This is a genomic window from Pseudomonas sp. PvP027, from assembly GCF_017833005.1.
Taxonomy (GTDB): Bacteria; Pseudomonadota; Gammaproteobacteria; order Pseudomonadales; family Pseudomonadaceae; genus Aquipseudomonas; species Aquipseudomonas congelans.
In genome coordinates this window covers 5,610,771-5,636,190 of the sequence record NZ_JAFIBK010000001.1, presented here as the reverse complement: position 1 = coordinate 5,636,190, position 25,420 = coordinate 5,610,771, and the positions used below count along the sequence as shown (strand labels likewise).

The 25,420-nt window shown below is 53.6% G+C and carries 21 protein-coding genes and 2 pseudogenes; 2 read left to right on the top strand and 21 right to left on the bottom strand.

Annotated elements, in window-relative coordinates:
* Window positions 1-120: 120 nt before the first annotated feature.
* The 6 genes from JOE33_RS24540 to JOE33_RS24515 all read right to left on the bottom strand — a co-directional run bounded on the left by JOE33_RS24540 (window position 121) and on the right by JOE33_RS24515 (window position 7,446).
* A complete protein-coding gene (locus tag JOE33_RS24540) occupies window positions 121-1,056 on the bottom strand; it encodes a choline kinase family protein (protein WP_010428210.1) in 936 nt (311 codons plus the stop codon).
* Window positions 1,053-2,006: an aminoglycoside phosphotransferase family protein gene (locus JOE33_RS24535; protein ID WP_187625489.1), complete on the bottom strand. Its 954-nt coding sequence runs from the start codon at window positions 2,004-2,006 to the stop codon at window positions 1,053-1,055. Before JOE33_RS24535 ends, JOE33_RS24540 begins: the two co-directional genes overlap by 4 nt.
* 10 nt (window positions 2,007-2,016) lie before the next feature.
* A complete protein-coding gene (locus JOE33_RS24530) occupies window positions 2,017-3,297 on the bottom strand; it encodes a M20 family metallo-hydrolase (RefSeq protein ID WP_032612649.1) in 1,281 nt (426 codons plus the stop codon).
* Window positions 3,275-4,033 (bottom strand): DeoR/GlpR family DNA-binding transcription regulator, encoded by a 759-nt coding sequence (locus tag JOE33_RS24525; RefSeq protein WP_010428197.1) that lies wholly within the window; start codon window positions 4,031-4,033, stop codon window positions 3,275-3,277. Before JOE33_RS24525 ends, JOE33_RS24530 begins: the two co-directional genes overlap by 23 nt.
* Window positions 4,034-4,113: 80 nt before the next feature.
* Window positions 4,114-5,517, bottom strand: a complete 1,404-nt coding sequence (locus JOE33_RS24520; RefSeq protein WP_187625490.1) for an amidase family protein — start codon at window positions 5,515-5,517, stop codon at window positions 4,114-4,116.
* 321 nt (window positions 5,518-5,838) lie between these two features.
* Window positions 5,839-7,446 carry a M10 family metallopeptidase gene (locus tag JOE33_RS24515; RefSeq protein WP_032612646.1) on the bottom strand — a complete coding sequence of 536 codons (1,608 nt, stop codon included), beginning with the start codon at window positions 7,444-7,446 and terminating at the stop codon, window positions 5,839-5,841.
* 462 nt (window positions 7,447-7,908) lie between these two features.
* Between JOE33_RS24515 and JOE33_RS24510 the strand changes: the two genes are divergently transcribed.
* On the top strand, window positions 7,909-9,237 hold the full coding sequence (locus JOE33_RS24510) for an ATP-binding protein (RefSeq protein WP_187625491.1): 1,329 nt from the start codon (window positions 7,909-7,911) through the stop codon (window positions 9,235-9,237).
* Window positions 9,238-9,355: 118 nt separating this feature from the next.
* Here JOE33_RS24510 and JOE33_RS24505 read toward each other — a convergent pair whose 3' ends face one another.
* The 14 genes and pseudogenes from JOE33_RS24505 to JOE33_RS24435 form a co-directional block, all read right to left on the bottom strand.
* Complete coding sequence (locus tag JOE33_RS24505) at window positions 9,356-9,982, bottom strand: glutathione S-transferase (RefSeq protein ID WP_010428191.1); 627 nt, start codon at window positions 9,980-9,982, stop codon at window positions 9,356-9,358.
* Window positions 9,983-10,024: 42 nt separating this feature from the next.
* Window positions 10,025-10,239 (bottom strand): annotated as a pseudogene (locus JOE33_RS24500) (LysR substrate-binding domain-containing protein); the annotation flags it as partial.
* Window positions 10,240-10,856: 617 nt separating this feature from the next.
* Window positions 10,857-11,267, bottom strand: a complete 411-nt coding sequence (locus JOE33_RS24495; RefSeq protein ID WP_122529747.1) for a hypothetical protein — start codon at window positions 11,265-11,267, stop codon at window positions 10,857-10,859.
* 730 nt (window positions 11,268-11,997) lie between these two features.
* Window positions 11,998-12,648 (bottom strand): hypothetical protein, encoded by a 651-nt coding sequence (locus JOE33_RS24490; protein WP_122529748.1) that lies wholly within the window; start codon window positions 12,646-12,648, stop codon window positions 11,998-12,000.
* 8 nt (window positions 12,649-12,656) lie between these two features.
* Window positions 12,657-16,196, bottom strand: coding sequence for a DUF637 domain-containing protein (locus JOE33_RS24485; RefSeq protein ID WP_348635083.1), 3,540 nt, complete (start codon window positions 16,194-16,196; stop codon window positions 12,657-12,659).
* A gap of 98 nt (window positions 16,197-16,294) precedes the next feature.
* The gene (locus JOE33_RS24480) at window positions 16,295-16,720 is read right to left on the bottom strand and encodes a hypothetical protein (RefSeq protein ID WP_096139110.1); all 426 of its coding nucleotides are present in this window, start codon (window positions 16,718-16,720) and stop codon (window positions 16,295-16,297) included.
* A gap of 247 nt (window positions 16,721-16,967) precedes the next feature.
* Window positions 16,968-18,080 (bottom strand): hypothetical protein, encoded by a 1,113-nt coding sequence (locus tag JOE33_RS25935; protein ID WP_245227927.1) that lies wholly within the window; start codon window positions 18,078-18,080, stop codon window positions 16,968-16,970.
* A 93-nt stretch (window positions 18,081-18,173) separates the two neighbouring features.
* Window positions 18,174-18,674 (bottom strand): DUF2247 family protein, encoded by a 501-nt coding sequence (locus JOE33_RS24470; protein ID WP_096131311.1) that lies wholly within the window; start codon window positions 18,672-18,674, stop codon window positions 18,174-18,176.
* A gap of 1 nt (window position 18,675) precedes the next feature.
* Window positions 18,676-20,703, bottom strand: a complete 2,028-nt coding sequence (locus tag JOE33_RS25930) for a hemagglutinin repeat-containing protein (protein ID WP_348635085.1) — start codon at window positions 20,701-20,703, stop codon at window positions 18,676-18,678.
* Between the two features lie 15 nt (window positions 20,704-20,718).
* Window positions 20,719-21,192 (bottom strand): hypothetical protein, encoded by a 474-nt coding sequence (locus JOE33_RS24460; protein WP_122590329.1) that lies wholly within the window; start codon window positions 21,190-21,192, stop codon window positions 20,719-20,721.
* A gap of 382 nt (window positions 21,193-21,574) precedes the next feature.
* The gene (locus JOE33_RS24450; RefSeq protein ID WP_204940110.1) at window positions 21,575-21,778 is read right to left on the bottom strand and encodes a hypothetical protein; all 204 of its coding nucleotides are present in this window, start codon (window positions 21,776-21,778) and stop codon (window positions 21,575-21,577) included.
* A gap of 148 nt (window positions 21,779-21,926) precedes the next feature.
* Entirely contained in the window at window positions 21,927-22,265 is a 339-nt protein-coding gene (locus JOE33_RS24445) for a DUF637 domain-containing protein (protein ID WP_260676591.1), read from the bottom strand.
* Between the two features lie 358 nt (window positions 22,266-22,623).
* Window positions 22,624-22,878, bottom strand: a pseudogene (locus tag JOE33_RS24440) (Imm49 family immunity protein); the annotation flags it as partial.
* A 113-nt stretch (window positions 22,879-22,991) separates the two neighbouring features.
* Window positions 22,992-23,411: a hypothetical protein gene (locus JOE33_RS24435; protein ID WP_144243740.1), complete on the bottom strand. Its 420-nt coding sequence runs from the start codon at window positions 23,409-23,411 to the stop codon at window positions 22,992-22,994.
* Between the two features lie 259 nt (window positions 23,412-23,670).
* Between JOE33_RS24435 and JOE33_RS24430 the strand changes: the two genes are divergently transcribed.
* Window positions 23,671-24,651 carry an IS5 family transposase gene (locus JOE33_RS24430; RefSeq protein WP_105223850.1) on the top strand — a complete coding sequence of 327 codons (981 nt, stop codon included), beginning with the start codon at window positions 23,671-23,673 and terminating at the stop codon, window positions 24,649-24,651.
* A 415-nt stretch (window positions 24,652-25,066) separates the two neighbouring features.
* On the opposite strand, the gene JOE33_RS24425 is transcribed toward JOE33_RS24430, so the two are convergent.
* A complete protein-coding gene (locus tag JOE33_RS24425; protein ID WP_032613015.1) occupies window positions 25,067-25,390 on the bottom strand; it encodes a hypothetical protein in 324 nt (107 codons plus the stop codon).
* Window positions 25,391-25,420: the final 30 nt, after the last annotated feature.

Genomic DNA, 25,420 nt, shown 5'->3' with positions numbered 1-25,420 from the left:
GGCTATGGATAAGTGATCGGATAAAACTCAAGCAGTGAAAGAAACACGCGGTTGCCCGCTACTTTTTTATTATTGAAGTACTTGTCTTACGTGTTCAAAGGCTCGCCGGACGAGGTCGACTCAGACCTGCCGCAGCCAGGTTTCCCATTGCGAATCATTGATGATGCTGCGCGCCCGCATGTGCTTCCAGGTGCCGTACTTGTAGAAGTCGAAGTCCAGTTGTGACACCGCGTGCTGCACCATCGCCCAGGTCGACCATTTGATGTCGGCCAAGGCCTTGTTGAGCTTGATCCGCGCGACGGTTTGCGCGCTGACCTGGCCGAAGTAGTCCTCGATCAGCGCCAGCTCCATGTCGTCGCTGAAAAACATCTCGCCGAACCACAGCGCCAATTCGTAATGGCGGTCGTTGTTGGAGGCGTACTCGAAATCCACCAGACGAATCTGGCGATCCGCGTTGAGCATGAAGTTGCCTGCCAGCGTGTCGTTCATGCACGGAGCCAGATCGATCCCGGAAGCTTGCAGCGCAGCTTTTGCGCGCTGGTATTGCAGGCACAGCCAGTCGTCATCCTGAGGCTTGATGCCCTTGAGTTCGGCCACCTGGCTCTGGTGCTCGGCGATCATGTCAAACACGGTCTTGGTCTGCTGCAGCAGCGGCTGATCGTTGAACGCCTTGAGCCCGTGCAGGGCACTGTGGCGTATGTCGCGTTGCAGGAAGTCATGGTTGGACGACGCCCGCCAGCCCTCCATGAACTCGAACACCTCGACACCGAAGGCTTCGAGGAAAGCGAAAACCGGTGCGCCATAACCGGTTTGCGCCGCCTTCACACTGGCCTCGTGGGCAGTGTGACGGTCGATGAACATCTCTGTACCGACGCCTGGCACCTTGAAGAAGTACGCCGTGTCGGCGCCCTCGACTTCGACCCGCCAGTTGGTGTTGGAGATACCGCCACTGACAGGCTCGTAGTCAATGCGGCGCCCCTGCCAGCTGTCGATGCTGCGCACGGCGGCTTCCAGTTGTCGTTCCTGGGTACTGACCGACTGCCCTAACGTTTTCATGCCTTACCCTCCTGAACCTGACGCATCCAGCCTTCCAGCCGCGGGTCCTGAACGCACTGCCGACAGCGCAGCAGCGTCCATTGCCCGACCTTGGAAAACTCCAGTGGCCGCGCGGACGTGGTACCGGCCCAAAATCCCCACAACGTCCAGTACCAGTCGTTGATCAGCGCATACAGACGGCATACGGCGTAGTCGACTTCCAGACATTGTCCGGCCCACGCGCTGATCCCTTCGCGCCACTGGCGCTCGAACGAATAAAGCTCATTGAGGGTAATCGCCACGTCGTACCACGGGTCCATGCAGCCACCGTAGTCAAAATCCACCAGACGCAACTGGCCTTCGCTGGACACCATGACGTTGCTGGACACACCGTCGCCGTGCAGCGGAACCGCTTGCACGACGCGGCTCTGTAGCGCCTGCCAGGCCATGTCGACGCAACGGTCGATCCATTGATGCTCGGCAGGCAGCGCAACGTTATCGCGGTTACACACTGTGCGAAGGCGCTCGATGTCCGCCATCGGTGAGCGCACGGCATCAGGCACAGGTCCGGCATGCACCTGCCGTTTGAGTGCCCACAGCGTCGCAAGCCGACCGGGTGCAAGCAGATCGTCGAGCCGCGCCGCTCGCCAGTCCACACCGAGGTCCTCGAAGATCAGCACGCCATTGGCCGGGTCTGCGCCAAGCAGACGCGGTGCCGCCGCGCTACGGCCGCCACATTCGCTGGCCTGGGCTACCTTGTCGAAGTCGATCAGTTGCGCCATGTCGGCATGCAGAACCTTGGCGTAGCAACCGCCCTGCGCACTGCTGACCCGAAAGCCGGCCCACTCGGTCGACAGTCTCGAGGGCGAGGCCACGCCCTGCGTAACGCTCTCGATCCCGGCGTCTGCAACGAACCCGCAAGGTGGCAATGCGCTGCGCAGGCGTGTGATCAAATCGTCGGCATATGGCATGGTCAGCCCCTCAACCAAGTGACGCGGACGAGGTACAAGCCCGATGCAACAGACCGGTCAGCATGCGCAGACCGTTGTGCATGTCCTGATCGCTGGTGTATTCGGCCTCGTTATGAGAAACGCCGTTGCTACTGGGGATGAACAGCAGGCACACGGGGTAGTGCCTGTTCAGACTGATCGCATCGTGACCGGCCACGGTCATGCTGTCGGTGGTCGACAAACCCAGCTCGGCGCCTACGCCGTGCGCCAATGCAGCGAACCCGTCATGCAGCCTGGCTGGCGAGCGCAACACGCTGCTTTCCACTTCAAACGATGTCATGGTCTTGTCGGCGATCGCGTGCAGTGTTGCATCGAGGCGTTCCGAGGCAGCGCTCAGCAGATCGACGTCGCGAGAGCGGTACTCGATCAGCAGCGACACCCGCGAAGGCACCACGTTGGGCGAATTGGGGTAGACCTCGATACGCCCTACCGAACTGTGCATCTGCACGCCGTGCTGCAACGCTTCGTCATGCACCGCAGTGATGGTGTGCGCAGCGGCCAGCAACGCATCCCGCCGGGCAGCCATGGGCGTGGGGCCGGTATGGTTCTGCTCGCCATCGAAACGCACCCGTCTTTTCAGCGCGGCCCAGGTCTCGCGCACTACGCCGATGGCTGTCTGGCTGCTTTCCAGCCCAGCGCCCTGCTCGACATGAATTTCGACATACCCGGCAATGTTCAAATCAACGTGATCGTTGCCCAGATAACCGATGGCCTGCAGGGCGTCCTTGAGACGGATACCGTCGCCATCGCAGCTTTCCCAGGCGCTGTCCAGCCTCAGGGCACCGGTGAACACGCCGCTGCCGATCAGGCTCGGCTGAAAGCGCGCCCCCTCCTCGTTGGTCCAGTTGACGACCGCCAGATTGCAGCGCGGAACTTCGCCACGCTCAAGCAATTGCCGCACCAGGCTGGACACCGCCACGGCACCGGCCAGCACGCCGTACACGCCATCGAAACGCCCGGCACTCGGCTGGCTGTCCAGGTGTGAACCGCAGAGCAGATAAGGCGCGTCGGGATCAAAGGTCATGAGGCCGAACAGGTTGCCCACCGCATCGATGCGGACCTCGAAGCCGTGCGCTTCGAGCCAGTCCCGAAACAGGTCGCGTACCTGACCGTCTTCAGCCGATGCCGCCAACCGGTGCAGGCCACCGGCCGGTGTTGCACCGATGGCCGAGCTTTGCCGAAACAATGCTTCGAACGCTGCCAGATCCGTTGCGCTCGGCTCTATCAGTTCAGGAGTAGAGGGTATCGACATTATCTTTCTCCAGGCGTGTCGCAAACTCGTCGGATAGCGCGCGATTGGTGACCAGGGTGGTGATCGCGGCAAATGGCAGGGTGTTGATGAAGGTGCGATGACCGAACTTGCCATCGTCGGCCAGCACAACGCTGCGCGTGCAATGCCTGACCAACGTCCTGCGCAACATGGCTTCAGGCTCCTGGTAGTCCATCAGGCCGAAGTCCGGATCAATACCGCCGATGCCCATGAAAGCAATGTCGTAGTGGAACTGCCGGGCGAACTCTAGCGTATGGGGGCCGATCAAGGCGTTGTCGGTGCGCCGCACATCGCCGGGCGCAACCAGAACCTGATTGTCGCTCTGGTGCGATATCAACTGAGCGATGTCCAGCGAATTGGTGATGATCTTCAACTGACTGAACCGGGTCAGTTGCTGGGCCAGCGCCAGCGTCGAGGTGCCGGTGTCGAGGAAGATCGCCATGCCTTCGCTGACCAGTTGCGCAGCGCGCACGGCGATTCCGGCCTTGGCGCGAGGCTTGAGCCTGCTGCGCTCCTGCAGCGGCAATTCTTCGCTGGACCTGGGCAGAATGGCGCCGCCGTGAATTCGCCTTAACCTGCCCTCTTCCTCCAGATGCTTGAAGTCACGGCGGATGGTCTCTTCGGAAACGAACAGTAATTGTGCAAGGTCCGACGCCTTGACCCGCTGCTGTTGAGCGAGCAGGCGCATGATTTCGTCCAGACGCGGCTGATTGAGCATGGGGGTGACATTCCGTTGCAAAGTGATGGCTCCAGTGTCCGGGCCCTTGGGCCGCTTATCCTCGTGCGTGAGCGACATGTCTATTGCCCCGAAACCGGTGGCAAGTACTGATCCCAGGGCGCAATGGCCTCTACCGCAGCACAGAACTGCAGCACCTGGGCGTCGGCGAAGCGCGGACCGACGACCTGCAGACCGATCGGCAGTCCTGCGCTGCTCCGCCCGCAGGGCAGATTGGCGGCCGGATTGCCGGTGATGTTGAAAGGGTAAGTGAACGGCGTCCAGCGCGCCCACGGCACAGCGCCGTCCTGCCCGGCATAGCGCACGGGGGCGACATCGTCTGCGGCAAACGGCAGGATTGGCAGCGTGGGCATGAGCAGCAGATCGTAATCATCAAACAGCGCGTGCACCTGATTGGCGAACGCCGCACGCTGTTGCAGAGCCTGCAGATAATCACTCAGGCTGTATTGGGCAGACCGCTTGATCAGCTCGGCAAAGCCCGGATCGAGCTGGTCCAGCTTCTGCGCAAGCGCCTTGCCATAGGCAATACCGCGCCCGGCGACCCACAGGGTTTCGAAGGTCGCCAGCGGGTCCTGCCAATCCGGCTTGAGTGTGCTGACCGTGACAGGCAGCGATCTGGCGATATTGCCCACGGCGGCATCAACCGCTGCGGCAACCTGCGGATCGATCGGCGTGTCGAACAGCGTCGGGCAGAAACCGATGCGCAAGGGTTTCAGCGGCTGGTCGCAACGGGCCAGAAAGGACTCGTCAGGGGCTGGCAGCGCCTGATGATCCAGAGGATCGGGGCCCGACAGAATGTCGAACAACAACGCGCTGTCGCGTACGGTTCGGGTGATCGGCCCGGCGTGGCTGAGCATTTCGGTGGCCGACCAGGGCCAGGTGGGAATACGCCCCAGCGTGCCCTTGAGGGCAAATGCGCCACAGAACGAGCCCGGAATGCGTACCGAGCCACCGCCATCGGAACCCAGTGCCGCAGGGACCATACGCGCCGCCACGGCAATCGCCGAACCGGAGCTGGAGCCGCCGCTGGTGAGGCTCGGGTCCCAGGGATTGCGCCCATTGCCGAACACCCGTGACGTACTGGCGCCCGTCCAGCCGAATTCGGTCGTCGCTGTCTTGCCGAGAATAATCGCGCCAGCGTTCTTCAGGCGACGAATGATGGGCGCATCCTGGACTGGCACCGACTCCAGGGCGGTCAACGACCCTCGTGTGGTGCGCAACCCTGCGGTGGAAAAAAGATCCTTGATGCCAAAGGGGATGCCGTGCAGCGGCCCGCGTACCTGACCGCGCTGCAGTTCGGCGGTCATGCCTGCGGCCTGTTCAAGCGCGGCCTCGGCATAAACGTCACCGAATGCATTCAGTGTGGAATTGTGGGTTTCGATCGCTGCCAGGCACAATTCGGTCAAGTGTATCGGCGTCAGCTCCCCTTCACGGACAAGCGTGGCAGCTTCAATCACGGTAGGCATGGAAGATGGCTTGGACTCAATCAAAGCTGATTCCTCTTGGACACTTATGCGCAATGCACGGCACCAACGGCTGTCGGGGCATTACATTCAGCAGGCCCTGATGAGTCAAGTGGGTTTTGTTGGATATATTGAATTTGTGGTTTTAAATTTTGTAACAGCACCGTCACGGTGCCAAAAAACGCGCAAAACGCCGCCTCGCCCAATTACGGTGCGCGCTTAAAACCAGAAAAGAGTAAAGAGGGGGGAAGAGAGATGGTCAGACAAGACTGCGCCTATCAGCGGCGCAGTCCTGGCATTGAGACCGGTCTTTCACATCAGTGATCAGACCGCCAGATCGTGGGCATTGAACTGGTTGACGCCAACCAGCTGGATTTCAAAGTCCGCGTGCAGGTCGCCGTTGACGTTGCCGGACAGCACATGATCGGCGAAACGCAACTGACCAGCGCCTGTGAACTCGCCGCTGCCGATGAAGCTGAAAGCATCAAGGGCCTTGGTGTCGACGTTGGCGTCCATCTTCAGGAAGCTCAGTTTGTCGCCTTGCTGACTATTGAAGTCGGTGATCACGTCGCTGTTGTGACCTTTACCCATTTCCGACAGATCGTTGAACACGAAACGGTCAGCGCCGCTACCGCCAGTCATGATATCGGCGCCCTGACCGCCCACCAGTTTGTCATTGCCGGCACCGCCGAACAGAACATTGTCTGCATCATTGCCGGTCAAGGTGTTGTTGCGATCATTGCCCAGCAAGGTGAACGCGCCCTCGCCCTTGAGATGGACATTCTCGAAGTTCACCAACGTCCCGGCATTGAGGTTGATGACCTGTGCGATAGGCGAGGTATTGTCGTAGGTGATCTTCAGCGTATCGGTGCCCTGATCGGCCTTTTCCTGAACCAGATCCAGTTCGCCTGCCTGATCGATGACGTAGGTGTCGTTGCCCAGCCCGCCGATCATGGTATCCACACCGCCGCGACCATTGAGCACGTTATCCAGGTCATTGCCGATCAGTGTGTCATTGAAGGCAGAACCTATGGCGTTTTCGATGTGCGCGCCGTAGGCGATCGCCAACCCGGAATTCATCAGCGTGGGGGCGTCAGGGTTCGCGTTGTAATCGAGAAACGCCTTGCCTATGGTGCTGAACTCACCCTCGTTGAGGTTGATTTTCACCGATGCAAGCTGATTGCTGGCGTCGATGGTGTCTTTGCCGCCAGCGTCCCAGATGGTCTCGAATACCGACTGCCCAGGTGCCCATTTATAGACATCGTCGCCGGTGTGATAGTGGGTGTTGGCACCGTATATGAATTGCATGGCCGCGACATCCAGCAGCATCGGCGTGGTCGGCTTGAAGCTGTAATTGTTGGTGTAGCTCATGATCGTGTAGCGCGCATCTTCGAATTTGGCATCGAGCAGCACGTCGTTGTACTGCGAGGCTTCGAACGAATGCTTCAAGCCCAGTGCATGACCGGTTTCATGCATGAACGTCAGGTAATCATCCGTGCCTTTGGCAGGATCGGCCGCGTTGACTTTCGGCCCGATCCAGACGTCGCCAGAGCGGCCCAGCGTACCCGGTGCATAAGCCTGGCCAAACTCGGTGCCTTGCAGCCCCTTGAAGCCGCCGAAACGTATGTCTCCGACGTTATCGGCGGTGTCCTGAACCTCGGTAAACTTGATATCCGCCACCGCACTCCAGGCATCCAGTGCGCTTTTTGCGGCTGCCGCCTGGGCGTCGGTCAGCGAATAGGCATCGCCGGGCTCCTGAGAGCGACTGTAATCGGTGGCGTAGACGGAGTCGGACCTATGGAAGCTGTAAGTCAGATGGGTGCCGGACGAATCCCCAAGCCAGAATGGTCCCCATAACAGACTCGTGACTCGGTCGTCGGTAGCCCCGTCGGGCAGAAGTTCGGCAGGGCTTGATTCATTTGGGCCGGGCATCGGCGTTGCTCCTGAAGAATACGGACGTTATTAATTGGCTTACGATCTTTGCCAAGGCAAAAAGCGAAAGACAGTTTATTACACGGCACGCATAATATGGACACAATAAGTTACAAATATAGTTTCCAGAAAGGACACTCCATTACTCTCGACACCTATCAACTTCTTATGACGATCGAACTTCAATTAATATGACAAACTTAATTTAATAGTGCGTCTTATATAGATCTCCAAGAGCCGGTGACGATATTGGAGTGATAGGCCCGAAGGTGTCCGAACCCGATCATGACACCCTGCGAACTGCGCACGATTGCTTCGCTGCGTGTAGAGCGGGTAGCCCGAGTAAGGGGGACATTGCGCAAACCTACGCACGCCGAGCTGATTTATGCGGCTTATACCTTGCTGCGCTCTATGGATCATAGGCATCATAAGACCCAATTTCATCCGATCGCGGTGCGCCCCATGACCCACCACCCTGCGCCACTCCCTGCCAGCGAGGAAGAACGAGTCCTGTCCCTTGAGCATCTCAAGATACTGGACAGTGCTCCCGAGCAAGACTTCGACGACATTGTGCTGCTCGCCACCACATTGTGCGACGCACCCATCGCGCTGGTCTCGCTGGTCGACCGAGAACGCCAGTGGTTCAAGGCCTGTATCGGCCTGGACGTGCAGGAAACGCATCGCGATCTGGCCTTCTGCGCCCATGCCATCCTGGAGCCTTCAGATGTGCTGGTGGTTGAAGACGCGACCACCGATCCTCGCTTCAGAGAGAGCCCGCTGGTGCTCGGGCCTCCTTACATCCGCTTTTATGCAGGTGCGCCAATTCGTACCGAGTCCGGTCATGCGCTGGGCACCGTCTGCGTGATCGATATATGGCCGCGGGTACTTAGCGAACAGCAACGTCGTGCCCTACTGGCACTGGCGCGGCAAACCGCAGCCCTGATGCAATACCGCCTGGTTTCGGAGCAGCGTGATCAACACGCCGCCGAGCTGGCGCTGGGGCTCGAGAGCGCACAGAGTCAAAGCCTGGCGCTGGAGCGCAATTTGCGCCAGTCACAACGGGTATCATCGCTGGGCATGCTCACGGCAAGCATCGCTCATGACTTTAACAACCTGCTTCAGGCACTGAGCGCCAGCCTGCAACTGATCCGCATGCGCTCACGCCGCCCGACCGACGTCGAGACGCTCAGCGATACCGGACTGCGAGCCGTGGATCACGGTCGTCAACTGGTGACTCGCCTGCTCCACAGCGTTCGCCAGGACGGTCCCGAACTGATCTGCATCGATGTCAGCGAACGGATCGATGCCGCGCGTGATCTTCTGTTGCGTTCGGCGGGCGACACGCTGGAACTGTCATTCGACCTATCCGCTCGAGGCTGGGGCGTGTTGTGCGCCGAAGCACAATTGCATACCACCTTGTTGAATCTCCTGAGCAATGCGCGTGATGCAATTTCAGGCCCCGGCAAGGTGCATATCTCGACGCGGCTGGAGTCCGTCAAGGAAGATCCGAAATTGCCGGAAGGCGATTATCTGGTACTCAGCGTGAAGGATGACGGCCCTGGCATGACTGCCGAGCTCAAGGAGCAGATCTTCGAACCGTTCTTCACAACCAGAAGTTCCGACCCGGGTGCCGGGCTTGGCCTTGTTCAGGTGCAGGAGTTTGCGGTAAACGCCGGCGGAGGCGCACGCGTCGAAACAGCACCGGGAAGTGGCACTACCGTGCACCTCTACTTGAGAATATTGGGGCCGATCAGTGCAACGAATGCGCAAGCCCACATAACCGAACACTAACAACAGCGCCTCACCGCCGAGGCGTGGTGGCTTCAGGCAGCCCTCAAATTAAAAGGGCCGAACACGTTATGTTCGGCCCTTTTATTTTATGGCCTGCGTCATCCTGCAGCCGGGTGTCTCAAGGCCAATGGCGTCTTATGACCGCGTTGACCACTGGCTCAGCGTCAACCTCCAACAACCGCGCATGAAAATCCGGCCGGGTACTACGCAGGTGCTCCCGCGTGCCACTCCATCGCGTCACCACAGAAGCCAGAATCTCCACTGCGCCGGGGGCATCGCAACGCCAACTCCCGGCACCACCAAACAGGTCGGCAAATGTCTCCCAGTTTTCATGCAAACGCGTCCGGGCACCTGCTTCGAGCAGCCTCTCCAGACCATCGTCGGCACTCGCCAGCCAGCGCTGCGGGTAATCAATGATCCCGATGGCGGCGTAGCAGTTGGCGGCGATATAAACCAGCGCACGAAGCGCTTGAGCACGCGGGGCGGACTTATCAGGCAGCAGCCCGGACTCGGGGTGCTCCAGGCCCAGATGAATCAGGATTGCAGCACTTTCAGTGAGGACAGTGCCATCGGCCAGCACCAGCGTGGGGACTTGCATCAACGGGTTAACCCGCCTCAACGCCTCCTTTCCAGGCCCCTCCTCCCAACTGCTGGCTCCGCACAGCGTAAACGGCACAGAGCAGCGCTGAAGCGCGATCTCGATAGCCGCTGAACCCGAACCTTCCGTGCCGAAAAGCGTGTACATACCGGTGCTCCTTGCCAGTTGCTTCAGACTCGCCCCGTGCATTCAAACTGACGGAGGCGCAAACAGATGGGCGTGCATGAAATCAATAAAGACTCGCAAACAACGCAAAAGGTGCTTGCTGGACGGCAGAGCAATCTGAACGTTTCGGTATGCGCCGTGTAATCAGTTAGCACAGCTATCAGCTCGCCGTTGCGAATGGTCTATGAAATCATGAAGTCCGGCAGGCAGGTAATTTCCAACCCGGCCCGCGCAACATCACAATGCCGGGATGCATCGCCCGAAATGCCCTAATTACGGCACCAACTTCTCGACCGCCACCGACACGGCGCTCTGATGGTCACCTTCACACCCTGCACCACCCGAGCCGCCACCGCAAGCCGGCCAACAGCCGGAGTCTTCTCCTCGATCTGTCGCGAGATCGCCGCCAGATGCCGCGCATCATCAGTGAGTTGTGGAGACGCTTGCGACGGTCGACAAGCTTTACATTCAGAGACTTTCCAGCGAAGCGATACGGCGTGAAACAGTCGCGTGCTCCACTCCCAGCATCATTGCCGCATCACTCAGGGAACTGACCGTTGAAAACATCACGAAGTAATGCGGGTCCTCCCAGCCAGAACAGAAATTGGGTTTTCTGAACGGGTTATTAACGTCGAAGGAGGCTGATCCAGCTGATGGCATCGTTCAAGCCCTGATATTTATCTTGCCCCCCTCCACGGGGCCAGTGGATCAGAACTCGCAATGCCCCCCCAACCAACCCCTTAGCAAGGGCATTCACTTCTTCGCATTGGCATTTGAATAAAAGCAGTGGCAATGCTCAAACTTGGCTGGACTTAGTCAACGCTAGCAGCAGCTTTCCTTGTCGCTCACAAACCCTCTAACGCATGCCACTGTATGGATCTGAAACCGAGCTTCCTAGTTCAGACAGGGCAAGTGAGATCTCATTGAAAACCTTTAACGACACCTCTTTCGGTGACAGCGAGCCAAGAAACCTACTTACTTCCTCGAGCCCTAATCTCACCATAATATTAATCATATTTTCAGTCATATCTAGATCATGCCCATCCCATAACGATATTAAGCATTGCTCAATTCGCTCCTTGAAGCCAACATTCATAACACTATAAGTATGCCATTGCCTATCACTCAGCTCTAATAAAGACCTCACAAAATCAGACCTTTCCACATTGCCAGACTCAAGGCCGCCTAACAACTCTCGAAATTCAGAATCAAGTTCATTATTAGCCATACCCTCTGGCAGCGCAGAGTAGTAAGTAAAATTTTTCATATCTAGAAATCCACCGGCACATGTGTTGAACTAGAGGGTTTTCTATATAGAAAACCCTCTTGACTCAACAGCTTACCTCCTATTCTTATTTATGCTGTCTGTCCAAAGCCTAAATTAGAGCTAAGGAATTTTTCACCAGCGTTTGCATGAAGCCTGGCGATGTCGCGGGTAAGTGCTGCGACTTGCTGTGAACTCAGCGATTCAGCTATTAATTGCTGACGATAGCTGCTACAAGTCTTAGCTAGAGGCTAACCAAACAATAAAATCTTATTTATGGAAAGAATTATTTTTTGCGATAAAGCTAGCCGCATCAGTGTGGAATTTAAAACTAAAAACTTCATTGCCTCATGCCCCAGAGGGTAAAACTGGCAAAATTATATAATAAAAACACAAAATTTATTTAGCATGCATACAGTATATCTATAGCATGAAACCAAATCAAACCAACTAGATGCTGCATAAAAAAGCACAACGCACATCAATAAAGCCATAACAGTGCCAACACAACAAAAGTCTATAAGAATACAATTCAAATAAATCTCATCAAGATCATACAAATAGGAGAGTAGGTGAACCAAAAAAATAATCCCTCAAAGCTTAATCCACATTTATTGGAGTCGCTCTCGCATCATAGCCCCACCAAAATCAGCTCAAAACTCCTCACTTAGTTACAAAACCCTAAGAACTAAAAACCCAATCTATCGCCTTTATACGCCTCCTTATCTTTCGCTCAACCGAGCTCAATCGGAGCTGTGCATTTAAAATCACACAAAGTCTTATTTCTCTCCCTCAAAAGTGAAGCTACGAACCCAGAATCAAACTCCATAAGAAATTCAAGCGTGTCAAATATTTTCCAACGGTGAATTTCAGGATAATCGATCATTAACAAAACACAATTCTCAATGAGGGGCAAGTACTCAAAAAAACCTTCACGCCTAACAAAGCTAAAAATATCAACTATTTCAAACGGCTCGCTGGCTGCTAGACTTATTATTTTCGACAAGACAGAGTAAATCTGTCTTCTCGCCACATCCCTTTCGCCCCTATCTGCCATATTAGCGTAGTACATAGTGATGGCCATACCAACATGACGAAAAGTATCATCATACCCGTGGAGCCTATGAACATAAACCCTTTCTATTGTACCAATCTCTTTTTCGATAATTTTTTCTAACGCCTTTAATCCTTCAGAAACACCCCAACTAGTTAATAGCTTTGCCGCCAAGAATCGCACGACCTTGTCATCTGACGTGTTAAGCAATCCGATCACTGATTCCATTCTTTCCTGTGGAATATCCTCCGAATCCAAATCACCTGCTTCAGCAGCATAATCAGCACCTTCCGGAATATCATTAAGCAGCATGCTCGTTTTTCGATCCATAAAAACACCTAATCATCAATAAATTTTATATAAGTTGCGGGCACACAGCCTTTGATCAGGCACTCACCATCTCGAACGGTGTTTCCCATGTCAGACTCTGCTCTAGCCAGTGAAGTCTGATTTTTAGTAGAGGGATTATTAATATATCTATCACGTGCTGCATTTACTCTCGCTTGTAATTCGGCTACGACCTCACGGTTAGTCAAGAACCTCGTGTCAGGCAATAAACCAGAGTCAATGTCCTTCTGCAACCTATCCGTGTCGATTTCGATTTTATTTGAACCGTAGTCTTTGGGACTGGATGCAGCACGCGGGTCAGTCACAGAGATATATGGAGAGTTTTCAGAGCTCCCCCCCCCCCGCACATGTGTCTGAATGCTGCCAGTACCTTCTGGGTTTGGAGGTATTAAATCACCATTTTCATCGATATGTGCTTTGGGCTTACCGTTGCCGCCTATCGGCGAAGAAAAATCATTATCGCTTCGCACGACGACATTATCATTTAGCGCTCTTGGATCAGCATCAATCGGCTTGCTTACCCATGCGCCACCATCTTTCTCAAGCCGCTTTGACGCCGCCGCAAGCACCTTGCGGAATGCGACCGCCCCCCCAGCAGCGGCTGCTAATCCTCCCCCAATGGCCTCCGCCAACGCAACAGTTTCTTCAGGCGTGAGCTTGAGCGTGGCCTGGAGTGTTTCTGCCACGGCCTGCGCGCTAGCACCGGTCGTCGCAACTGCCAAGGTCTCCTGAAATTCCAGGTTCTCATTGATCAGGATCTGCAGCGAGTCCTTGGCGTACTTAGAACCATCACCCAAAGCATCGTAGACACTCGAAAGGTCAGCTACCGTGTTAGCAACATCCCTTGAGGACGGTTTACACAGAGAAACGTCGAACCTGCAATTGATGATCGCTTCAATCGTTTGGTCTTCGCTTACTTTTTTATAAGCGGCCACAATCGAATCGCACTCGGCAGGGGCACATTTCCTTAACTTTTCGGCTGCCTCTTTCAACTGGTTATGTGCAAGATAGTTGTACTGCGTACTATTAGCCGTCACCGCCGCTGCTGCCGATGCTTCCCCGCCCGTTGCAGCAGCAGTCAGCGCACCGATCAACTGCGAGGCGGTCATCAGCTTGCTGACACCTGCCTGATAAGCTTGGGAATCTCTGTCAACACCTTTTGGCAGCAGCCTATCAGCCAGATAATCGACAACCATTTCATTCGCGCCAGCGGCCAGGGCACCCGTTCGGAAATCGCCGCCCATAGCTTCTGACATCAACCCGCCAAGCACGGCATGCATGCCGACTTTGGTGAGCTTGCCCTCATCGAACAGCGTGAAATCGCCGATCTTGCCTGCGGCAATGGCGCCACCCGTAGCGATTCCCGTACTGACGATGGAAGAGCCAAGGTTATCCTTGAAGCTCCCGCCCATGATCGCGGTCTTGATCACAGATTCGGTGATCACCTTATCCGCTACGATCTGAACACTCGCCAGGTCAAAACCCAGTTTTGTCGGGTCAATGGTGGGCACGAAGCCCGCCATGACACCCGCCATGGCGTACCCCTTGATGGCATTGGAAGACGTCACGTCTTTGAAAACAGCGCCAAGATCACCCTTGTTGTTAATCGTGCTCGTCACCGCCGTCGTCGCAACGCTGGTTGCTACAGCGCCGCCGATGCCAGCGCTTAAACCAAAGCCTGCTGGGCCCATCACCGCAGCCATCAGAATGGCGACAACAATCTGCGCGGCAGGCCCAAGGCCCGATTTGTCGTACTTGAAGCTTTCGTGGATTTCCTTGACCTGACGCCAGTCGATGTCCCCTCGTTTCTCGGCATCCTTGATCCAGGCCAGTTGCGGATCTGCCTTGACCATTGCGTCGATGCTCTGGCTTACGCTTTGCTGATTGACCTGTTTCACATCAATGCGCAGACCGTTAACGGCCTGAATGGCAACTTCGCCTTTGGCCACCAGTTCGCTCTGGCGAAAGGTCTCGTCAGTCGTTCCTTTGCCTTTTGTCGAGAACCACGCTGCACTGCTTTTGTTCTTGGTGTGGCTTTCGTCGTGCAGGTCTTTCACGCCCTCGAAATCGATTGCGCCGCCACTGTTGATCAACAGGTCGTTGCCACTGTTCAGTTTTGCAACCTGATAACGCTGGTCGCCGCCACTTGCCAGCGTCAGGTTACCGCCGGTGGTGATCTCACTGCTTATGTTGCGTGTGTCGGTAACTTCGTCGCGCTTAAAGTTTTTCGTCCCAAAACTCCCCTTCTTCTTTTTGTCATACAGCGAATAATCACTGTCCTGCGCAGCCAGAATGTCGAGGTTTTCACCGGCAACCAGATAGGCCTCTTTACCCGCTGTAATGCGGCTGGAGATCACGGCGAGGTTCTGCCCGGCCTGCAAGGCAACGCTGCCTCCGGCATCAAGATCGGAGGAAACCTGGCTGACGTGATCTTCCTGACGGGTCAGTTTCTTGCTTTTGGACAGGGAGTGCTCTTCGTCCGCCGCAGAGCCGATGGTGAGGTTTTCGGTCGCGGCCATGGCGATGTCGCGTTTGGCGTCGATCTGGCTGGCGATGACGGAGATGTCGCGTCCGGCCTGAACGGTCAGGTCGCGCCCGGAACTGGCGGTGGAGCCCAGTTGGGTGATGTCGCTGCTGTTGTGTTTGCTGTCCAAGAACAGGCTGTTGGTGACTTCGGTCGGGGCGATGGTGACATCGCGTCCGGCCTGGATGGTCATGTCACGACCGCTTTCCAGCACGCTGCCCTTGTTGATGAAGTCGCGACCGGCCGAAATGCTCATGTCGTTGGCGGCTTCGATGCGCGCGGCACTGTCGGCGAACTCGTTATGGCGCTGACCGCGTGCACTGTTGTCCATCGAGGTGATGCTGCGTTCGTTGATCACGTCGCCGTTGATCGCGGTCAGTGAAACATCGCGACCTTTGATGATGCCGCCAGCGGTGTTGATCAGATCATTGCCCGCCAGCAGATCTAGTCGGTTGCCGGCTTCTATCAGGCCGGTGTTGATCAGGTTGTTGCCTGCGACTGCCGAGAGGTTGTTGGCGGCGTGCAAGGTACCGACGTTGTCGAGGTTCTGGCCGGCGATCGGTGATACGTCGTTACCCGCAATCAATGCCCCGGTCGGGCCAAGGCGATTGTCGGCTTGTGCCAGGTAAAGCACCGGCACCAGCACTTTCTCGCCATTCACTTCGTGCTCTTCGAGCCAGACGATGTCGTGGGTCAGCGCTGCGACTTGTTGTGAACTGAGCGAAACGCCCACAGCCAGGTTCAGCTGCTGTTTGCTGGCGATGGCGTTGTTCATCAGGTACTTGAACTGGGCCTCATTGGAGGTCTGCCCGTCGATGAACGCCTGACCGGTTCTGGCCACAACGGCTTGCTGAACGAGGCGTTGCTCATACAGACCATCGCCCAGACGCTTGGCGCTGACTTCCGGGTCGTAGCCCAAGCCTGCGAGCAGGTAATCCGAACTCATGAACTGCTTGAGTTCGGTAAGGACGCTCCAGCCGTTTGTGTCGTTATCGACTTTGCTCACCTGACATTAATGTCAGTGAAAAACCTATAGCTTTGCTGGGAGGAGAGCCCTTCTATTACTTCGAATAGTAACCGAGAAATCAAGCCATCTATACCGACCTACCCACCAATCCTCACGTGAAAAAATCTTATAATATCCGTATCAGGATCATAATAAAAACTAACAAAACCCACATCAGCAATAAACTGATACCCTGGAGATGTAGGTGCTATTCCAGGTATTCGTATAGAGGGTATATTCCTTAAAGGCTCACCCAACTCACGAAGAGCATCCGCACCTGAGTTAATATTAAAGTACCTACCTTTTAACTCAGGATCAGCCGGAAAATAGCCATCAAACTGCACGCAGTAAACACGATAAGCCTCTATAAAACCATCATCAGACGATTGAAAGTATATTCCACTTTCAGGAATTTTCAAAAATTGATCACCTTCAAATTTTGAATACTCCACAATCGGAAAAATACTCTTAAACTCAAGAAAAACCTCTTCGATTTTTCGATTCAATTGCATATCAGGGTTCATACTTTATTCCCATACCATCAAATAACTTCTTATTAAAATCATGAACACCACTACGAGTCTCGTCGATTTTCGCTTGAGACCACCCTTCTCTTTTCCAACCAGGCATCCATGTATCTAGATCCGCTTCAGCTGCTTTATAAAGATCAGAGCCATCGGTAGCAATTTTTTCTTTGCTATTCCTATCACCAAATGTGCGAGATTCAGCAATGTGACTGCAAGTCTTAACAACTACACAATTATTGTTATTTCAAAGCGCTTTTAACTCTGAATCGCTTAGTTCTACACCCTGCCTGCGCAATGCATCTTTAACCGCAGCAAAGGACGGAATATGGTCTGGAGTCAAACCGTCTCCAACGCTTCTTGGGGCGTTTTCCCCATAAGTACCTACCTCACCCTCCTCAACCTTCGACGGCTTTTCATTGCGCCCGGAACTGCTTTCACTTTGCTTTACCGACACAGAGTTACGATCAGCTTTAGATTTACGGCCTTGAACCACCCCTGTCAAGATGGCCGCCATAAATTGTCCGCCGCCTATCAACGAACCTTCAAAGCTATCCTTTTCGTTGAGAGCTATACCTTCGATGCTATCCGCTACCTGCTTGCCCAGCGCTCCGCTGTACTCCGCAATCTTCTGGTTCAGCGCCTCACCCAACGGCGTCTCGGAAACCGCGTTGTAAACCGCCAGTTGCACCAGACCTTTAGGCCCCTGCGCCACTGCCACCAACACACTCACAGCCTCCTGCTGTTCCGGATGTTCCTGGATGTATTGCTCGATCGAAGCCATCGATCGTAGAGTGTCTTGAGCAACAGTAAGCTTTTCTGCATTGCTCGCAGTGACGGACGTTGATGCTAACTCCAGAGCTCCTGGGCTATTAGGCTTGTTGTCCGTCTGAAGCGTCTTGTCGAGGCCTTCAACCGGGTTAAGGTCGATCCCGGCAAGACGCGCAATTTCGGCCACGACCGTTTCCTGAAAATCAGGGTCGGCCATTGTCTTCATCGCCTGACTACGCGTCATCCCACCTTGAAGCAACGAGTCCAGGGTGTTCTCAGCAAAATCAGCCCCCATCAGACTGGCAGTACCCGCATCCATCTTGCGGCCGAGGGTGCTCTCGATCTTGTTGACGGCGCGGGTCAGACCTCGGGAAGCCTCTTCATAGTTCTGTCTGGCGGTTTCGTTATAAGCAAGGAATTGGTTTACCCACTGCTTGGCAGTGTCTACCGGCTGACTAACCGCCTCCAACGAACTCTTCGTCACATACACATCAGTACGGTGCTCGTCATCACGCGTGATCTCGTATGCCTTGTCGACATCACGATTCAACCCAGCGGCAGAGTCCTTGCCACCCGTATCACTGCGCACCACCACATCGCCCGCACCGACCGTTCCCCGGACAATCTGTTCAAGGTCCTTGTTGTAGTTCCAGCCCTCTTTTGCACCTTCATGACTTTAATTTTAAATGCCACCCATACTTTCTAAATAGCGTTGCCAATTGGAAAAAATCCTTTCTAAGTTCTGCTGATCAGTGTGTTCTTCAGGCTTATACCCAACGCTAGAGGGCATATAGCGAACAAAGCCCTCTATCTCAAAAGGGAAATCAAAATCTTCGTAAATTAACTCAACCACACCAAGAGGATCGGCAATGCTATCCTTATTTTCGAACAGCCATTTAAGAGCAATGAACAACCATTTTTTTTGCGAATTCAAACCAAGCAACTCATTTTCCTGCCCGGCGAGAAGGTACATGTTTTTTTCAATTTCTTGAATATCAAATTCACCCAGAAAAACCAGATCCAACTCCAACGGCTTATCCGATCCATTAGACACTTTAAAATTTGCTAGCTCAACGGCGAAGCTCCAGCCCACTAGCTTTCGCTCATAACCCCAGAGCGCATCCAGCCAATTTAAACAAATGCAATTGTAGATAAAAGCGTTCGGAACCGCAGGAAAATACATATTACTTCACCTTAGGCGGACGTTGATTTGGAATACCATTTATCAACCCATTTTCAATAAATCTCTGATGAGTCACATTACCTGTAGGATCAAGAATGTATTCATATATACCTGACTTCTCATTAAGACCACCCGAAGTTTGCAATAAGGTTCTCTTGACCCCGTCATTACCTGTTAGCGTGAATACTGTACCTGCAGCAAGCTGCTTCTTTGTAAGATAGCTAGCTGCAATGTGTGACATATCATCCTTTAAACCGCTGCCTATACGATTGGCAGACAGTATTTTATCGGCGACGCTACTTATATCTTTTTCACGATCCTCTACACCCTGATTCATCACCCCCGGCGCAGGAAGCTCAACCACAGGCCTCGAGTAATCAACAGGCGTCTGATCAGCAATCTGACTACCACCCGTAGAACCTATCCCGGCAGGCGTTGCTCCAGCAGCATACCCGCCACTGGACGGATTCGCACCCTGGGCCTGAACGATAGGGTTCACCAGCTTGGTATTCTCACCGTCCAACAGATGAATCGGGAATGTGGTGCTGAATAGGAATTTCCATATGTCTATGGAGGCGCTGACCTGCTGTTCGGCTGACTGGCCTGATTGAGCTACAGAGCGCGCGACCGCATTGGCAGCCTCCCTTAGCCTGTCCTGACCCTCCGGCGTCGCTGCTGTGGTAGACAACGCAGCACTCAGGGCCACAATTGCGCCAGCACCCAGCGCTACGACTGGAACAAAATTCGATGCGTCACTGGTCTTAGTCAGCTTGTCCAGTAAGACCATCGCTCGCAGCGCCTGGTCTGGATGATCTACCCCCAGCTCAGTGATGCGTGTAACGAGCGCTTCCGCATCTGAGCCCAGATCCTTTTTGGCGGCTCCAGTTAAAAACGCCCTGACGGCTGTCGATCTTTTGCTTTCATCCTGGCTGTTGAGTTGCTGCAAAAACTCGGTGCGCTTGACTTGATATTGCGCGAGCTCTGTCCCCGCGCCGATAGCAGCCCCTAACGGCAACAGCGCCGTTACCACAAGCATGTCGGCCAGTTTATCCAGTGTGTTACGGCTGTTTTCACCGTAAAGCGCAGCGCTCTTTTGCCACTGATCGAGTGTTTCTTTCGGACTGGCAACTGCCTCCAACGAACTCTTCGTCACATACAAATCAGTCCGGTGCTCGTCATCACGCGTGATCTCGTAAGCCTTGTCGACATCACGATTCAACCCAGCGGCAGAGTCCTTGCCACCCGTATCACTGCGCACCACTACATCGCCCGCACCGACCGTTCCCCGGACGATCTGCTCACGATCCTTGTTGTAGTTCCAGCCCTCGACGCTCCAGCCGTTTTTCTGGTTGTCGCCCTTGCCTACCTGACTTGAGTCCTGCGTAGTGCTGCTGCCAGTGCCGTACGAACCCCCGACGTTCAGGTAGTAACCGTGCTCCTTGTCCTTGCCCGCGATGTCGCTGTAGCCCAGCGTGTTGGTATCCAGCTTGAGATTACCGCTGTCGGAAGCGATCAATGCGCCGTCGAGCTGGGTGTGGTTCTCGGTGCGGATGTCGACCTTGTCTTTGGCCGTGATGCGGGTCTGCTCCTCGATCCAGTTCTTGGAGCCGTTGGTCTGACCGTACCCGACCGAGCCGCTGACACTGCCGCCAAAACCGACCACAACAGTCGCGCTGAGATCGAATTCCTTACCTTGTACCTTGCCGATATCGGGCAGGGAGGTGACATTGAGGTCGCGGCCTACGCGTCCGACCACGTCGTTGCCGCGCAGTGTTGCACCGGCAATGTTGGTGTCCTGGCCGCTGGTGAAACCGAGGTGATTACCGGCGTACAGGTACGCTTCCTGCTGTTGTTTGCCTTCGCGTTCCAGGTCGCCTTTGCCGATGTTGACGCTGGCGTAAACGGCGATGCCTCCCGGACCGATGGCGATACCGGCTTCCCCTCCGCCATTTTTACGGGTGTTCTCGGTGGAGCTGTCGTTCTGGGCTGCCTTGCAAACCTTATCAGGCTCTCGCCGACTACACCTGATGCATAATTATCAAATTCAAGATAATTGATAAAAAGTAACTATCGGTCCATAATCTTGGTCCGTATTTGAAATATCTACAGAAAATTCTCTTTCTGGAAACTTATCTTTCAGGACAAGCCTCCAAGACAGTGCAAGCACGCTTGCCAATTGTTCAAATATACGATCATCAATGTCATCTGAACATGAATCGAACACATCGTATAAATGAGTATGGTTTAACATTCTCTCTACTGCTTGACGATCACCATTAAAATGCTTCAACCAAGAAGCAAAAATATCAGCACTATATTTCCCCTCCAAGAAAACCCCTTCTTCAACAACAACAAAATCAGGGAATAGAAGCTTGCATGACAATAATAAATCTTCAGGATTGCATACATTGCTTATGTATGAGGACTCGTCAATCTTATCTTTATCAACCCATCCATCCTTCCAAGCCTCATATCGCGCCAGCCCAACAAAAGGAGAAAGTGTATTAACTTTTATCATGGTATCTCATCCAAATTGGCGGGACGTGGTGCGGATTTAGTCGAGGGCGACTGAACTCTAACAGTTCCATTGGGCAATGTATTTCTTCCGTATTCTATTACATGCGGAGTAGGAACATTTGCATGGGCTGCTCCAGTTATATCTACTCGCTTAACGATCAGCCCCTCTGAATCATATACGGCATAGCTTGTGATATTACCTTGATTATCTGCTCTGTAGACAGTTCCGTTGGATGGCCCGCCATCGTTTTGAATCGCTCGCTTGCTTCAGCGGTCAGATCGTCTCTCAGCCCAGCACGCGCAGTTGCAGAAGTAGCCGGCACTTCAGCTGCACCAGTAGCTTTGGCACCAACGGCAAAATAACGGCCATGCTAATTAACTTACTAAACTATCCACTCCACCTCAAAATCAGCTAGCTGAGCCTGAAGCCCTGCATCATGCTCGAACCAGTAGTCAAACCCTTCAACATCACTTTTCTTCAAGTAAAGATAATACCCGCCAGTATCGCCATCACGGTCGTTCGCAACAACAATCTCCCAGCCAGAATATTCGCCAGTGACAACAATACCCTTCCGAACCATAGACATATTGATATTCTAGACTGCATAGAGAATATGATTGTTAGAAATATATTTTCCAGTCAGAGGGTCTTTAACTCCGAGATGTAGATGCAAAACTCCCGGAGAGTGTGCTCCTGATATAGATCCTGAGTCAATACGGAACTCCCTGGAGCCATCAGCACTGTGAAATATCACGGAGCCGGGCTTGCGAGTTTCTGTCAACATCCGAGGGCAAAAGCCTTTCAGCCAGATAATCGACAACCATTTCGTTAGCACAAGCAGCCAGGGCACCCGTTCGGAAATCGCCGCCCATGGCCTCGGACAGCAAACCGCCAAGCACGGTATGCATGCCGACTTTGGTGAGCTTGCCTCCATCGAATAACGTGAAGTCGACGATCTTGCCTCCGACGTAGGCACCGCCGATAGTGATGCCAGTGCTCACTGCTGAGGAACCAAGGTTATCCTTGAAGCTCCCGCCCATTATTTCGGTTTTGACCAATGCCTCAGTGATCACCTTATTAGCGACTGTATGCTAGCGAGGTCAAGACTCAGCGCCGCCGGATTGATGGTAGGTACAAAACTCGCCATCAATATGGCAACGGCAATCTACGCAGCAGGACCCAGACCCGAGTTGTCATATTTAAAGCTTTCGTGGATTTCCTTGACCTGACACCAGTCGATGCCCCTCGTTTCTCGGCATCCCTGATCCAGGCAAGTTACGGGGCGGGATTTTGACCATTGCATCAATGCAACACTGGGAGGCAACTTTTACCGAGGGCTATAGCATCTTCAGCATCATTCCGAAGAGCACTCTATCTTTCGCACTTAGCCTTTGAGATCACTATACACACACTTAAAACCTCATAGAAAATTTATTCATTTAAAAAACCATAATATGAGTCATAGCTCTCCAAAGGAATAACTGGCAGCCATTCCTCGGGAACATAAGGCGACTTGATATTTACTTGAAAACCATGCATCCAAGCGATTTTAGAATAAATGACTGCAAGCGTTGAAATCAGTCCGTCTGTGCAACCGTTCTCGCTACCAGCTCGCGAGGAGAGAAACTTAGGAGAAACTATTACCTCAATTGCCTTTGACATTTTATCTGCCTCCCCTGATGCAAGGGCAGAGTAAAATTACAAATCAGGCACATACTTTCTTAATGAAACAGGCGGAGAGCTCAAAAAAATTTCACATCTTTCTTTTAATATATCCCACTCACCTCTGATCGCTAAAATCACTGATAGGCAACAAAGTCTATATGCTTCGGACTTTCAGCCCTACGAAGATTAAAAGCGCTATCATTCTTCTCAGAAAACCATTTTACCAAGCTGTAGTCATCGGACAACAGAGGTGCCATTAATTGTACTTTTTTACCAAGCGCTCCCAAAGAATCAGTCTTAATGCCATATGAATATTTTCTGAGCTGCCCTGAAATGGAAAGCCATTTTTTAAAATTCTGTATATCCCGATTTTCGAACCATGACCACATTGCACTTGCAAAAGCGTGTGATGACAAACCATTTACGCACGCGCGAACATCACCTGAACCAGGTTTTATTAAACCAACTATCTGATCAACATCATATCCTTCATTCAGATGGCATCTAATGTGATCCAGTCGAATCTTAGCTTTTTCTGAGTGCTTTTTTTCCATTTTTATTCCAACCGGGTAATCAGTACGCTACCATTTTTTCTATCCATACCTGCAACGCTTTTTACAAACGTGGGTTTGCCGTTTCCGTTGACCGTTGCGCTGAAATCGTTATAGCTGCGCATAACGATCTGGCCTGGCCCTATTGCACCTACTCAGGAATAATTTTCAACTCACTCCATAGTGGTTTCAGTCCTAGGGAATCTCCGAACAAGTCTTCAAATGTGCTGAAATACGCCTGACCACCTGATCCGAGCCGCCCATGAGCCAGATGAGCTTTTCCGATTTCGAATATGCCGGTAAGCGCAAGCAGACACGCCGCGAACGCTTCCTCGCCGAGATGGATCAGGTCGTGCCCTGGACAGGTCTACTGGGCCTGATCGAACCGTTCTACCCCAAGGCCGGCGGAGGCAGAAAACCTTATCCTCTGGAAACCATGCTGCGCATTCATCTGCTGCAGAACTGGTTCTCCCTGAGCGACCCGGCCATGGAAGAAGCGCTCTACGAAATCACGCCCATGCGCCAGTTTGCACGCCTGACCTTGAGCGCCCCGATACCTGAAGACACCACGATCATGAACTTCCGGCACCTGCTGGAAAAGCATCAACTGGCCCCTGCGATCCTCGCGGTCATCAACGGTTATCTGCAAGAGAAAGGCCTGTCCCTGCGCCAGGGCACCATCGTCGATGCCACCATCATTCATGCCCCTTGCTCGACCAAGAACGAGGAAGGAAAGCGTGATCCCGAGATGCATCAGACGAAGAAAGGTAACCAATACTTCTTCGGGATGAAGGCGCATATCGGCGCCGATGCGGAGTCGGGCCTGGTTCATCATGTTCATGGCACTGCGGCCAATGTGGCCGATGTCACGCAGGTCGCCGAACTGCTCCACGGCGAAGAAAACGCGGTGTATGCAGACGCGGGATACACCGGTGTCGAGAAGCGTGAAGAGCATGAAAATCGTGAGGTCATCTGGCAAATCGCTGCGCGGCGCAGCACGTATTCCAGGCTCAATAAACGCAGCGTGCTCTACAAGGCCAAGCGCAAGATCGAGTACTGCAAAGCTCAGACACGGGCCAAGGTCGAGCATCCGTTTCGCGTAATCAAGCGTCAGTTTGGCTACGTGAAAGTGCGCTTTCGTGGGCTGATGAAAAACACAGCTCAGCTGACCACGCTGTTCGCCCTGTCGAATCTGTGGATGGCTCGAAAACAGCTGATGGGTATGGGTGAGTTGCGCGTTTAACACGGAAAACCGGGCGGAAACGCCCTCAACGCGCGCTGCATCAGGCCATTTTCAGCAAATAGCGCTGGGTGCCGGGCAAATTGCGACTCGCCGCCGCTGCGCAGCAAGTTGATCGGAGCATCCCTAGACTTTCCATATAAGTCCCATAGTCGAAAAAGGCCCTAACCCCAATGTCTTCGTATAAAAACCATGAGGCCTCGCACTCTTGATCCTTGAGGTCCACCATAACGGTCCAACTTAGTACCCACTGGCAATGTATTCTTAATAGGATCGCCAGAGAAACCCCAGTTTTCCGGCCAATCCCAACTACCATCAGCTTTCTTAAGCTGATCGCAGTAAGAAACCCCTCCGAATTCATTATCTGCAGTAGCGCCGATTGATGCATGGGGCGTTGGTGGAGTTACTTTTGCACCAGCTAATCAAGCGAGAATGATGAGAAGTAAAACGACAACTTTTTATCCTCAAGATCACTCAGTTGATAACGCATCCTATCGAAGCCAGAATCCAGCTTATTAACGTTCATGTGCATCAGCTGAGTTAATCCGCCGCCAAAATCACGGGACGTAAATTGGCTAATATCAATGAACCTGATACTCACCACATCAGCCCCTACCTTTTCAGAGGCCGAGATCGATAAGGATAAATCATAAGCCATCCCGTCAACATTCAGCTGAATACTAATCGCATGCAGGCAGTTGTGAGCAACAAGCAATTCATTCAATTCTGGAAGACTAATCATTAGTGATCCTCGTCTCTTTCCCATTGGAGC